Here is a 10,968-nt window from a genome sequence, read left to right as displayed (position 1 = left end):
CCCGTCCACATTGTGGGCGGGGTGCGAGTGCTGTCCACGGCTCGACGGGCGGTCTGCGCCGCGCCGCGTTAACCTGTCCCCCACCAAGATCAGCTTTGCGAGAGGGGGCTGGTGCTCTCCCGGCGGTGGCCCGTCGGGGGGAGCGCCACGGCAGAAAAGTCGGGCAACTCGCCGGAGAGGGCGTTACTCGGCCGGGGTCTGAATCGATAGGGCAGGTTGCGAGGCTGGGACGGTCCTGGTGGCCGACCAGGGGTGTCGGGAGGGCGACTCCATTATCAAGTTTGGCTTGACGGCGCACGCATTACACGCGTGTAATTTGAATGGGGTTGTTCGCACGGAACGCAACAAAAGGGACCGGACGAACAAACACGCCTTTCGCGTGGGGGGTTGCAGCGGCGATGACGCCGGTGCGCGACAAGGAGGCATTTGATGGACGGCCAGCTTGAGGTGGCCGACCTGCTCGGAAACGCGCCGGAGTGGCAGGAGCGGGCCCTGTGCTCGCAGACCGACCCCGAGGCGTTCTTTCCCGAGAAGGGCGGCTCGACCCGCGAGGCGAAGCGAATCTGCTCGCGCTGCGAGGTCAAGACCGAATGCCTCGAATACGCTCTCGGCCACGACGAGCGGTTCGGCATCTGGGGTGGGCTCTCCGAGCGGGAGCGGCGCAAGTTGAAGCGGCGGGCCGCCTGAGCGGTGCAGGGTCGGGGCGGTGGGGGCCGCCCGGCTCAGCCGTCGTACGGGCGCGTGCGGCTCAGGCCAGCTCGTCGGGGTCGACCCCGAGCAGGTTCGCCACCTGTTCGATGATCACGTCGTGGACGAGGTCGGCGAGATCCTCGCGGTCCATGGCGCGGAACTCCAGCGGTCGCCGGTACAACACGATGCGCGGCGGCACCTCCTGGCGGCCGGGGCGGCCGGGCAGCAGCCGGGCCAGCGGCACCTCGCCGTCCTCCAGCACGTCGGAGTCGTAGACGTTCAGATCCGGTGGGACGTCCTCGACGGCGAACTCGACACCGGCCAGCTCCTTGGCGAACCGCCGCTCCAACGTCTCGACGGTGTCCAGCACCAGATCGTCGAAGACCTCGGCCTTGGTCCGCGCCAACGGCACGGTCGCCGGCACCAGACGCCCGCGCAGGCCACGCCCGTGCCGGTCGCGGTGCGCACGCCGGCCGGGGCCGGGGCGGCGGTGTTCCGGGCTCGTCATGACGCAAAGGGTAGTCCCCGTGCCGGGCCGGCCAGCGGCAGCGGCACTCCTCTGGCGCGGCGCGACCCGAACCGGGATTGTGATCACCGCGACGGGCGTGTCGCAACGCGAAGCGATGCGCCGGACCCGGTAATGGAGATACCCTGCCGCCGTGAGGTCACCACGGCGCTGCTCCCGTAACGGCTGTCCCCGGCAAGCGGTCGCCACATTGACCTATGTCTACAACGAGTCGACCGCCGTGGTGGGCCCGTTGGCGGCGTTCGCCGAGCCGCACACGTACGACCTGTGTGAGCAGCACGCCCGCAGCCTCACCGCGCCGCGCGGCTGGGACGTGGTGCGGCACGAGGGTGAGTTCGAGCCGCCCCCGCCCACCACGGACGACCTGGTGGCGCTGGCCGAGGCGGTTCGCGAGGCCGCCCGCCCGGCCCCCCGCCCCCCGGAGCACGACCAGGCCCACCCGGAAGGCCCCCACCAGACGGGCCGCCGAGGCCACCTCCGAGTAATCCCCCCAAACCACTAACCCCCCACCCGGCCCGCCCAGCGCGGTCAGTGCCCCAGGAGGCGGGAGAGGGTTTTGGCGCGGTGGGAGGGGCGGTTGGTTCGGATCTCCTTTGCGTCGGCGCTGGTCATGACGCGCAGAGCCGTGTTCATCGCCAGCCAGCGCAACGGTTCCGGCTCCCAGCGGGGGGAGCGGTGGTTGACCCAGGGCAGGCTGGTCAGCTCGCTGCGCTCGCCGCGGATCAGGTCGGCCAGGGTGCGGCCGGCGAGGTTACTGGAACCCACCCCGTCCCCGACGTAGCCACCCGCCCAGGCCAACCCGCTGGCCCGGTCGAATCCGACCGAGGCGGCCCAGTCCCGGGCCACCCCGAGCGGGCCACCCCAGGTGTGGGTCACCGGAACGTCCGGCCCGAGCACTCCGAACAGCTCGCCCAGCGTCCGCCGCAGCGCCGCGAAGACCCGTGGCTCCCGGTCCTGGCCGGGAGAGACCCGGGACCCGAAATGGTACGGAGCACCGCGCCCGCCGAAGGCCAGCCGACCGTCCGCCGTCCGCTGGCCGTAGATGATCACGTGTCGGTGGTCGGAGAACGTCTCCCGATCCGCCAGGCCGATCCGCTCCCAGGTCTGCGCCGGCAGCGGTTCGGTGGCCACCATCAGTGAGTACACCGGCGCCACCGTGCGTCGCAGGCCGGGCAGCATTGGCGTGTACCCCTCGGTGGCCCGCACCACCACCGACGCCCGCACCGTCCCCGACGCGGTGACCGCCGCGCCGGACCGGATCGCGGTCACCGTGGTCTGCTCGTGGATCCGCACCCCGAGTCGCTCCACCGCCCGCGCCAGACCACGCACCAGCTTCGCCGGGTGCACGACCGCGCAGTGCGGGGTGTACGTCCCACCGCGTACCCCCTCGGCGCCGCACCGGGCCGCGGCCTCGTCGGCGTCGAGGAGCGCCAGGTGGTCCGCGCCGAAGCCGAACGCGCGAGCCTCGTCCACGGCGGCCCGGGCCCGGGCGAGCTGCGGGCCGGTGCGGGCGAGCGTGACGGTGCCGCCGTCGGCCCAGTCGCAGTCGATGCCCTCGGCCGCGACCACCCTGCCCACCGCACGGACGGTGTCGTGCAGTGCCCGCTGCATGGCGACAGCCGCGTCGCGGCCGTGCCGGCGGGCCAGCCCGGTCAGTGACGTGGGAAAGAGCGCCGAGCACCAGCCGCCGTTGCGCCCCGACGCCCCGTACCCCGCGATCTCCCGCTCCAGGACGACGACCCGCAGCGTCGGATCGGCCTGGGCCAGGTGGTACGCCGTCCACAGCCCGGTGTAGCCGGCGCCCACGATCACCACGTCGGCGTCCGTGTCGCCGGGCAGCGCCGGCCGCGGCGTGAGCGGCTCGTCCAGGCTGGACAGCCAGTACGACAGATTCTCGTAGCCCATGGTCAGAGCCGCGACCACGCCTCGGTCAGCACCGTGCGGAGGATCTGCTCGATCTCGTCGAAGTGCTGCTGCTCGGCGATCAGCGGCGGGGCGAGCTGGATGACGGGGTCGCCCCGGTCGTCGGCCCGGCAGTAGAGACCGGCCTGGAACAGCGCGGTCGACAGGAAGCCGCGCAGCAGCCGCTCCGACTCGGCCTCGTCGAACGTCTCCCGGGTCGTCTTGTCCTTGACCAGCTCGATGCCGTAGAAGTAGCCGTCGCCCCGCACGTCGCCGACGATCGGCAGGTCGTGCAGCTTTTCCAGGGTGGCGCGGAACGCGTCCTCGTTGGCCCGTACGTGCCCGACGAGGTCCTCGCGGGCGAAGACCTCCAGGTTGGCCAGGGCCACCGCGCAGGACACGGGGTGGCCGCCGAACGTCACCCCGTGGGCGAACATGCCCGTCTCGGTGAGGAACGGCTCCATCAGCCGGTCGCTGGCGATCATCGCGCCGAGCGGGGCGTACCCCGAGGTGATGCCCTTGGCGGTGGTGATGATGTCCGGCTGGTAGCCGTAGCGCACGGCGCCGAAGTACTCGCCGAGCCGACCCCAGGAACAGATCACCTCGTCGGAGACGAGCAGCACGTCGTACGCGTCGCAGATCTCCCGGACCCGCTCGAAGTAGCCGGGCGGGGGTGGGAAACAGCCGCCGGAGTTCTGCACGGGCTCCAGGAAGACCGCGGCGACGGTGTCCGGCCCCTCGCGCTCGATGGCCCGGCCGATCTCGTCGGCGGCCCAGCGGCCGAACGCCTCGGCGTCGTCGCCGTGCTCGGGCGCCCGGTAGAAGTTGGTGTTCGGCACCTTGATCCCACCGGGCACCAGCGGCTCGAAGTCGCTCTTGATGCCGGGCAGGCCGGTGATCGACAGCGCGCCCATCGAGGTGCCGTGGTAGGCGATGTAGCGGCTGACCACCTTGTGCTTGTTGGGCTGACCGGTGCGCTTGAAGTAGGCCCGGGCCAGCTTCCACGCGGCCTCGACGGCCTCCGAGCCGCCGGTGGTGAAGAAGACCCGGTTGAGGTCGCCCGGGGTGAGCGAGGCGATCTTCTCGGCCAGCTCGACCGCCTTCGGGTGCGCGTACGACCACAGCGGGAAGTACGCCAGCTCACCGGCCTGCTTGGCGGCGGCCTCGGCCAGCTCGGTGCGGCCGTGACCGGCGTTGACGACGAACAGCCCGGCGAGCCCGTCGAGGTAGCGGCGGCCCTGCGCGTCCCAGATGTACGCGCCCTCGCCGCGCACGATGGTCGGCACCTCGCCGGCGGAGTAGCTCGCCATCCGGGTGAAGTGCATCCAGAGGTGGTCGGTGGCGTTGGCCATGTCAGCCCCATCGGTCGTCGGGCCGGTCAAAGGGGTGAAGCCGGCCGCTCTGCCAACGGTTATCGCACAGCACGACCCAGGAAAGCAAGTGTGATCGGTAGTGCCTAAGCCTAAGGACGACGGATTCGGCGAGAAATTGCCCTAGCCGCGACGGAATCCGCACGGGCGTCGGCCCTGCTCGTCGTGCCCGGCGGGCGCGCCGGGCTGCCCGCTGACCCCTGGTCGGCCTCCTTTGCTCTGCTTCAACGGACGCAACAGTGCACGTCCGGTATCCGGACGCGGGGTGTTGCGCCGGTTGAAGCAGAGCAAAGGACGCGAGCGATGGCCTGCCGGCCCGGCCCGCCGGCCACGATCCACTCCGTATCGCCGATGTCGCGGTGTCGGGCCGGAGTTGATGCCGCGATATCGGGGATGTCGAGTGGATCAAGCGAGTCGATCACGGGAGTGGAGCAACGGGTCGAGCAGCCGGGACGGGGGTGGGGCGCCTTGGGGGCAGTTGCGGAGCGTTCTGAATGCGCGTCAACACGTTCACCGCAACACGCCGGTAGGCGGCGGACACCGACACGCAGCGTGGCTATCGTGCGCCGCAGTGTGCACCCGGCGGGCGGGAGGATCCGGTGGCGAACGAGGCGTTGCGGGTGGCGATGGCCGAGGCGGGGGAGACGGTCGAGTCGCTGGCCGAGAAGGTCCGCGTCGACCCCAAGACGGCGGCGAGGTGGCTTGCCGCGGGGCGCATACCGCACCCGCGTACCCGGATCGCGGTGGCCGAGGTCCTGCGCCGCGACGCCGCCGACCTCTGGCCGGAGCCGTTCCGCCGCCGCGATCTGCCCTGGTTCCGACCGTGGGCCGAGCTGGAACAGGACGCCACCTCGATCCGCTCCTACCAGCCGCTGCTCGTGCCGGGCCTGCTCCAGACCGAGGGGTACGCCCGCGCGATCCTGAACACCGGCGGACTGGTCCCGCCCTCCGAAGTGGACCAGATCGTGGCCAGCCGCATCGACCGCCAGGCGGTGCTTCGCCGCGACGCCCCACCCCAGCTCGTCGCGGTGCTCGACGAGGTGGTGCTCCGCCGGCCGGTCGGCGACGGCTCGGTGATGGCCGGGCAGCTCCGGCACCTCGCCTCGGCGGGGGAGTGGGAACACGTGCAGGTCCGGGTCATTCCCGCCGAGAACCCATGGCACACCGGGTTGGCCGGCCCCTTCGTGCTGGGCAGGCTGCCCGACGGGACCGAATTGGCGTATCTCGACAACCAGCTCCGCGGTCAGATCGTGACCGATCCTCTCGACGTCGCTAACCTGGGACGCAGGTGGGAGAGCGTCACCGGTGAGGCGTTGCCCCAACGTCAGTCGATCGAGCTGATCAGGGAAGTGGCTGCGACATGGACATGACCGACGCGCGCTGGCGCACCGCGACCCGTAGCAGCAACAACGGTGGCGACTGCGTCGAGGTGGCCGACAACTTGCCCGGTCGGGTGCTGGTGCGCGACAGCAAGGACCGCGACGGTGGCACCCTGACCTTCGCGCCGACCGCCTGGACGTCGTTCGTCGACGCAGTCCGGGCAACGGCACGCTGATCCACTCGGGTTCACGGAAACCGGGGTATCAGGACCACCCGGACACCCCGACTTCCTGAAAGCCGAGTCGATCAAGAGCCGGCAGGCGCCATCAAAAGCCCGTCAGGCCGTACCCCAGGTGTAGGTCTGCTTGCGGAGTTTGAGGTACACGAACGCCTCGGTGGCGAGCACGCCGGGCACCGCGCGCAGCCGTTGCAGGATCTCCAGCAGGTGGTCGTCGTTGCGGCAGACCACCTCGGTGAGCAGGTCGAACGACCCGGCGGTGATGACCACGTAGTCGACCTCGTCCAGCTCGGCCAGCCGGTCGGCCACCGCCTCCAGGTCGCCGTCGGTACGCAGCCCGATCATCGCCTGGCGGGGGAAGCCGAGCTGGAGCGGATCGGTCACTGCGACGATCTGCATGACGCCCGAGTCGAGGAGCCGCTGGACCCGCTGGCGGACCGCCGCCTCGGAGAGGCCGACCGCCTTGCCGATCGTCGCGTACGGCCGTCGGCCATCCTCCTGGAGCTGTTCGATGATCTGCTTGGCCACGTCGTCCAGCAGAGCGTGACTGGCACCTTCACGTACGGCGACGCGTCGACCGCCGTTGCCGTTTTCGTGCTGCCGGTTCGTCATCGTGCGCTCCCCATGTCCCGAATCGTGATGTCGTGCGTGTGTCCCCGCGCAGTCTGGCGTATTTCGTCGTGCATCGCTAACCCCGCAACGGAATCCCTTGTGAGAGAGGGTCTCTCATGTCAGGATCAGTCGTCCCTGGTACTTGAGCCTCCCGACATTCCCGACGGCGCGCGCCTCCCCCGTCCCGCCCGCCGACGATGACCCCTAGGAGTCGTCATGCGTACTCCCCTCCGGCCCCTCTCCCGGCGTGGACTGCTCACCGGCACTCTCGGATCGGCCGCCCTGCTCGCTGCGGGCGGCAGCCTCGCCGGCTGCGGCACCAAGGGCGCCCAGCAGACCGAGGCCGGCTGCGTCAGCGAAGACCTGTCCGGCACCGAGAAGAAGCTTGCCTTCTCCAACTGGCCGCAGTACATGGACGTCGACGAGAAGGACGAGTCCAAGCGGCCGAGCCTGGACGAGTTCATCACAAAGACCGGCATCCAGGTCACCTACACCGAGGACATCAACGACAACAACGAGTTCTTCGGCAAGGTGCAGAACCAGCTGGCCGCCTGCCAGAGCACCGACCGGGACATCATCGTGCTGACCGACTGGATGGCCGCGCGAATGATCCGGCTCGGCTGGATCCAGAAGCTCGACGTGGCGAAGATCCCGAACGTCCAGGCGAACCTGTTGCCGTCGCTGCTCAACCGCTCGTTCGACACCGAGAACCGGATCTCGATTCCGTGGCAGTCCGGCCTGGCCGGGTTGGCGTACAACGGCAGCGTCACCAAGGAGCTGCGGACCGTCGACGAGCTGCTGACCCGTCCCGACCTCAAGGGCAAGGTGACGGCGCTCAGCGAGATGCGCGACACCATGGGCCTGCTGCTCGGCTCGAACGGGCACGACCCGTCGAACTTCACCGCCGCCCAGTTCGACGACGCGCTCAACAAGCTCAAGAAGGCCGTCGACTCCGGGCAGATCCGCAAGTTCACCGGCAACGACTACGCACCCGATCTGGCCAAGGGCGACATCGCCGCGTGCATCGGCTGGTCCGGGGACGTCATCCAGCTCTCCAGTGAGAACGAGAAGGTGCAGTTCGTCGCCCCGGACTCCGGCGTGATGCTGTTCAGCGACAACATGATGGTCCCGAACAAGGCCACCCACAAGGGCAACGCCGAAGCGCTGATCAACTACTACTACGAGCCGGCGGCAGCGGCGAAGCTCGCCGCGTACGTCAACTACATCTGTCCGGTCAAGGGCGCCCAGGCCGAGATGGAGAAGATCGACCCGGAGCTGGCCGCCAACCCGCTGATCTTCCCCGACGAAACGCTGCTGGCGAAGTCCAAGGTGTTCATGGCCCTGGACGAAAAGCAGGAGAAGGAGTACGAGGGCAAGTTCCAGCAGGTCATCGGGGCGTGACGGGGATGACACGCGAGACACCCGCAGGCGATCTGCGCCTGGCCGACCTCACCAAGCGGTTCGGCATCTTCACCGCCGTCGACGACCTCAGCCTGACGATCCCGCAGGGCTCGTTCTTCGCGCTGCTCGGCGCGTCCGGCTGCGGCAAGACCACCACCCTGCGGATGATCGCCGGGCTGGAGGAGCCGACCAGCGGCCAGGTGCTGCTCGGCGACACCGACATCGCCCGGCTGCGGCCGTACAAGCGGCCGGTCAACACGGTCTTCCAGAGCTACGCGCTCTTTCCGCACCTCACCATCTTCGAGAACGTGGCCTTCGGGCTGCGGCGGCGCGGCATCCGTTCGGTCGACGACCAGGTCCGGCGGATGCTGTCGCTGGTGCAGCTCGACGGCTTCGGCCCGCGTCGCCCGGCCCAGCTCTCCGGTGGCCAGCAGCAGCGGGTCGCGCTGGCCCGCGCTCTGATCAACCAGCCGCAGGTGCTGCTGCTCGACGAGCCGCTGGGCGCGCTCGACCTGAAGCTGCGCCGGCAGATGCAGATCGAGCTGAAGCGCATCCAGACCGAGGTCGGCATCACCTTCGTGCACGTCACCCACGACCAGGAGGAGGCCATGACCATGGCCGACACCGTCGCGGTGATGAACGCCGGCCGGATCGAGCAGCAGGGCGCCCCGGCCGACCTCTACGAGTTCCCGGCCACCGCGTTCGTGGCGAACTTCCTCGGCCAGTCCAACCTGCTCGCTGGCGAGGCCGCCGGCACGAGCGGCGGCGAGGTCGCGGTGACGGCGCACGGCGCGCGCTTCTCGGTGCCCGCCGGCCGGTCGCGCGCCGACCGGGGTCCGGTCCACCTGGGGGTACGCCCGGAGAAGCTGCATCTGGTCGGCTCCGCCGACCAGGTCCCCCAAGGACACCAACTGGTCACCGGGGTGGTCACCGACGCCTCCTACGTGGGGGTCAGCACGCAGTACCTGCTGCGCACCGGTTGGGGCACCGAGCTGTCGGTCTTCGTGGCGAACAACGGCGCGGAGGCGCGGGTGCCGGTGGGCAGCGAGGCCGTGGCGTACTGGGATCCGCGCCACGCTTTCCTGCTGGCCCGCGACGCCGCCGACACCGACCGGACCACGCCGGTGCTCGACGAGCCGGTGGGCGCGTCGTCATGACCCTCCTGGCCCCCACCAAACCGGGGCAGCTGCCGCCGCCACCGGCCGCCCGGTCCGGGCGGTTCCGGCTCCTGCCATACCTGTTGCTGCTGCCCGGCGCGGTCTGGCTGCTGGTGTTCTTCGGCGTGCCGCTGCTGCAACTCGCCGCGGCGAGCCTTTACGACCCCAGCGGCTCGCTCTCCACCGGGTACGCGATGACGTGGGCGTTCGGCAACTATCCGGACGTCGTGCAGGCGTACTGGCCGCAGCTGCTGCGCTCGTTCGGCTACGCCGGGCTGGCCCTGGTGCTGGCGCTGCTGCTCGGCTACCCGCTGGCGTACGCCATCGCGCAGAAGGCCGGCCGGTGGAAGAACCTGCTGCTGGTGTGCGTGGTCGCGCCGATGTTCACCAGCTTCCTGGTCCGCACGCTGGCCTGGAAGACGATCCTGTCGGACAACGGCGCGCTGGTCGGCTTGCTGCGCGACGTGCACCTGCTCGCGCCGGACGGCCGGCTGCTGGCCACGCCGTTCGCTGTGGTGCTCGGCCTGACGTACAACTTCCTGCCGTTCCTGGTGCTGCCGCTGTACGCGAGCCTGGAGCGGCTGGACCCCCGGCTGTTGGAGGCGGCGAGCGACCTGTACGCGAGCGGCCTCCAGGCGTTCCGCCGGGTGACCCTGCCGTTGTCCATGCCCGGCCTGGTCGCCGGCACGCTGCTGTTCTTCATCCCGGCCAGCGGCGACTACATCAACGCCGAACTGCTCGGCACCCCGAACGAATACATGATCGGCAACGTCATCGACTCGGCGTTCCTGGTCCGGCTGGACTACCCGCAGGGCGCCGCGCTGTCGTTCCTGCTGATGGCGGCGATCCTCGCGGTGGTCTTCGGCTACCTGCGCAGGGCCGGCACGGAGGAGGTGCTCTGATGCGGGTCTCCCGTTGGCTGGCCGACCGCTGGGTGATGATCGTGGCGCTGCTGGTGCTCGGCTACCTCGCGCTGCCGATCCTGGTGGTGGCCGGGCTGTCGTTCAACCGCCCGTCGAGCCGCTTGTCGTACGACTTCAACGAGTTCACGCTGGACAACTGGCGGCAGCCCTGCGCCACCTCCGACATGTGCGACGCGGTCGTGCGCAGCGTGCAGATCGGTTTCATCGCCACGGTGGTCGCCACAGTGCTCGGCACCCTGATGGCGTTCGCGCTGGTCCGGCACCGCTTCCGCGGCCGGTCCGGCATCAACGTGCTGATCTTCCTGCCGATGGCCACCCCGGAGCTGGTGATGGGCACGTCGCTGCTGGCCCTGTTCGTCTCGGCCGGGGTGCCGCAGGGATTCTGGACCATCGTCATCGCGCACGTGATGTTCTGCGTGTCGTTCGTGGTGGTGACGGTCAAGGCGCGGCTCGCCGGAATGGACCGGCGGCTGGAGGAGGCCGCCATGGACCTCTACGCCAACGAGTGGCAGACCTTCCGGTGGATCACCCTGCCGCTGGTGCTGCCCGGCATCGTGTCCGCCGCGCTGCTGGCGTTCTCGTTGAGCTTCGACGACTTCATCATCACGAACTTCAACGCCGGCACGACAGTCACGTTCCCCATGTACGTCTGGGGCGCCGCCCAGCGGGGCATCCCGCCGCAGGTCAACGTCATCGGCACCGCGATGTTCGCCATCGCGCTGCTGCTGGTCGGGCTCAGCTCGCTGCGCGGGCGGCGTTGAAGTTCGTGATGATGAAGTCGTCGAAGCTCAACGAGAACGCCAGCAGCGCGGCGGACACGATGCCGGGC

The 10,968-nt window shown here is 69.9% G+C and carries 12 protein-coding genes; 8 read left to right on the top strand and 4 right to left on the bottom strand.

Going from position 1 to position 10,968, the window contains the following annotated elements:
- The first annotated feature begins 429 nt into the window (after positions 1-429).
- Positions 430-687: a WhiB family transcriptional regulator gene (locus tag AB0J68_RS16520; RefSeq protein WP_007455784.1), complete on the top strand. Its 258-nt coding sequence runs from the start codon at positions 430-432 to the stop codon at positions 685-687.
- Between the two features lie 61 nt (positions 688-748).
- Here AB0J68_RS16520 and AB0J68_RS16515 read toward each other — a convergent pair whose 3' ends face one another.
- Positions 749-1,198: a metallopeptidase family protein gene (locus AB0J68_RS16515; protein WP_007455785.1), complete on the bottom strand. Its 450-nt coding sequence runs from the start codon at positions 1,196-1,198 to the stop codon at positions 749-751.
- A 151-nt stretch (positions 1,199-1,349) separates the two neighbouring features.
- Here AB0J68_RS16515 and AB0J68_RS16510 point away from each other — a divergent pair, with 151 nt between their 5' ends.
- Positions 1,350-1,718 carry a DUF3499 domain-containing protein gene (locus AB0J68_RS16510; RefSeq protein ID WP_354854249.1) on the top strand — a complete coding sequence of 123 codons (369 nt, stop codon included), beginning with the start codon at positions 1,350-1,352 and terminating at the stop codon, positions 1,716-1,718.
- A 26-nt stretch (positions 1,719-1,744) separates the two neighbouring features.
- Here the strand turns inward: AB0J68_RS16510 and AB0J68_RS16505 are convergent, their stop codons facing one another.
- Both AB0J68_RS16505 and AB0J68_RS16500 read right to left on the bottom strand, forming a co-directional pair.
- Positions 1,745-3,121: an FAD-binding oxidoreductase gene (locus tag AB0J68_RS16505; RefSeq protein WP_363939204.1), complete on the bottom strand. Its 1,377-nt coding sequence runs from the start codon at positions 3,119-3,121 to the stop codon at positions 1,745-1,747.
- A 2-nt stretch (positions 3,122-3,123) separates the two neighbouring features.
- Positions 3,124-4,470, bottom strand: a complete 1,347-nt coding sequence (locus AB0J68_RS16500) for an aspartate aminotransferase family protein (RefSeq protein ID WP_355063029.1) — start codon at positions 4,468-4,470, stop codon at positions 3,124-3,126.
- A 644-nt stretch (positions 4,471-5,114) separates the two neighbouring features.
- Here AB0J68_RS16500 and AB0J68_RS16495 point away from each other — a divergent pair.
- Complete coding sequence (locus AB0J68_RS16495; RefSeq protein WP_363939203.1) at positions 5,115-5,858, top strand: Scr1 family TA system antitoxin-like transcriptional regulator; 744 nt, start codon at positions 5,115-5,117, stop codon at positions 5,856-5,858.
- The gene (locus AB0J68_RS16490; protein ID WP_355063030.1) at positions 5,849-6,043 is read left to right on the top strand and encodes a DUF397 domain-containing protein; all 195 of its coding nucleotides are present in this window, start codon (positions 5,849-5,851) and stop codon (positions 6,041-6,043) included. The genes AB0J68_RS16495 and AB0J68_RS16490 overlap by 10 nt, the downstream gene beginning before the upstream one ends.
- 102 nt (positions 6,044-6,145) lie before the next feature.
- On the opposite strand, the gene AB0J68_RS16485 is transcribed toward AB0J68_RS16490, so the two are convergent.
- On the bottom strand, positions 6,146-6,658 hold the full coding sequence (locus AB0J68_RS16485; RefSeq protein WP_354854255.1) for an Lrp/AsnC family transcriptional regulator: 513 nt from the start codon (positions 6,656-6,658) through the stop codon (positions 6,146-6,148).
- Positions 6,659-6,874: 216 nt separating this feature from the next.
- On the opposite strand from AB0J68_RS16485, the gene AB0J68_RS16480 reads away from it, so the two are divergent.
- From AB0J68_RS16480 to AB0J68_RS16465, 4 genes are read left to right on the top strand one after another with little or no spacing between them, the layout of a single operon-like run.
- Entirely contained in the window at positions 6,875-8,059 is a 1,185-nt protein-coding gene (locus tag AB0J68_RS16480; RefSeq protein WP_354854257.1) for a spermidine/putrescine ABC transporter substrate-binding protein, read from the top strand.
- Positions 8,060-8,064: 5 nt separating this feature from the next.
- Complete coding sequence (locus AB0J68_RS16475) at positions 8,065-9,216, top strand: ABC transporter ATP-binding protein (protein ID WP_355063032.1); 1,152 nt, start codon at positions 8,065-8,067, stop codon at positions 9,214-9,216.
- On the top strand, positions 9,213-10,118 hold the full coding sequence (locus tag AB0J68_RS16470) for an ABC transporter permease (RefSeq protein ID WP_363939199.1): 906 nt from the start codon (positions 9,213-9,215) through the stop codon (positions 10,116-10,118). The genes AB0J68_RS16475 and AB0J68_RS16470 overlap by 4 nt, the downstream gene beginning before the upstream one ends.
- Entirely contained in the window at positions 10,118-10,900 is a 783-nt protein-coding gene (locus AB0J68_RS16465; protein ID WP_363939197.1) for an ABC transporter permease, read from the top strand. Before AB0J68_RS16470 ends, AB0J68_RS16465 begins: the two co-directional genes overlap by 1 nt.
- Positions 10,901-10,968: the final 68 nt, after the last annotated feature.

The organism is Micromonospora sp. NPDC049580, from assembly GCF_040675595.1.
Classification (GTDB): Bacteria; Actinomycetota; Actinomycetes; order Mycobacteriales; family Micromonosporaceae; genus Micromonospora.
This window is presented reverse-complemented; position numbering and strand designations above follow the sequence as displayed.

Excerpts from the sequence above, each read along its gene's own strand:
- AB0J68_RS16520 (WP_007455784.1), top strand. The coding sequence starts at position 430 with ATGGACGGCCAGCTTGAGGTGGCCGACCTGCTCGGAAACGCGCCGGAG.
- AB0J68_RS16515 (WP_007455785.1), bottom strand. The coding sequence starts at position 1,198 with ATGACGAGCCCGGAACACCGCCGCCCCGGCCCCGGCCGGCGTGCGCAC.
- AB0J68_RS16505 (WP_363939204.1), bottom strand. The coding sequence starts at position 3,121 with ATGGGCTACGAGAATCTGTCGTACTGGCTGTCCAGCCTGGACGAGCCG.
- AB0J68_RS16500 (WP_355063029.1), bottom strand. The coding sequence starts at position 4,470 with ATGGCCAACGCCACCGACCACCTCTGGATGCACTTCACCCGGATGGCG.
- AB0J68_RS16495 (WP_363939203.1), top strand. The coding sequence starts at position 5,115 with ATGGCCGAGGCGGGGGAGACGGTCGAGTCGCTGGCCGAGAAGGTCCGC.
- AB0J68_RS16490 (WP_355063030.1), top strand. The coding sequence starts at position 5,849 with ATGGACATGACCGACGCGCGCTGGCGCACCGCGACCCGTAGCAGCAAC.
- AB0J68_RS16485 (WP_354854255.1), bottom strand. The coding sequence starts at position 6,658 with ATGACGAACCGGCAGCACGAAAACGGCAACGGCGGTCGACGCGTCGCC.
- AB0J68_RS16480 (WP_354854257.1), top strand. The coding sequence starts at position 6,875 with ATGCGTACTCCCCTCCGGCCCCTCTCCCGGCGTGGACTGCTCACCGGC.
- AB0J68_RS16475 (WP_355063032.1), top strand. The coding sequence starts at position 8,065 with ATGACACGCGAGACACCCGCAGGCGATCTGCGCCTGGCCGACCTCACC.
- AB0J68_RS16470 (WP_363939199.1), top strand. The coding sequence starts at position 9,213 with ATGACCCTCCTGGCCCCCACCAAACCGGGGCAGCTGCCGCCGCCACCG.
- AB0J68_RS16465 (WP_363939197.1), top strand. The coding sequence starts at position 10,118 with ATGCGGGTCTCCCGTTGGCTGGCCGACCGCTGGGTGATGATCGTGGCG.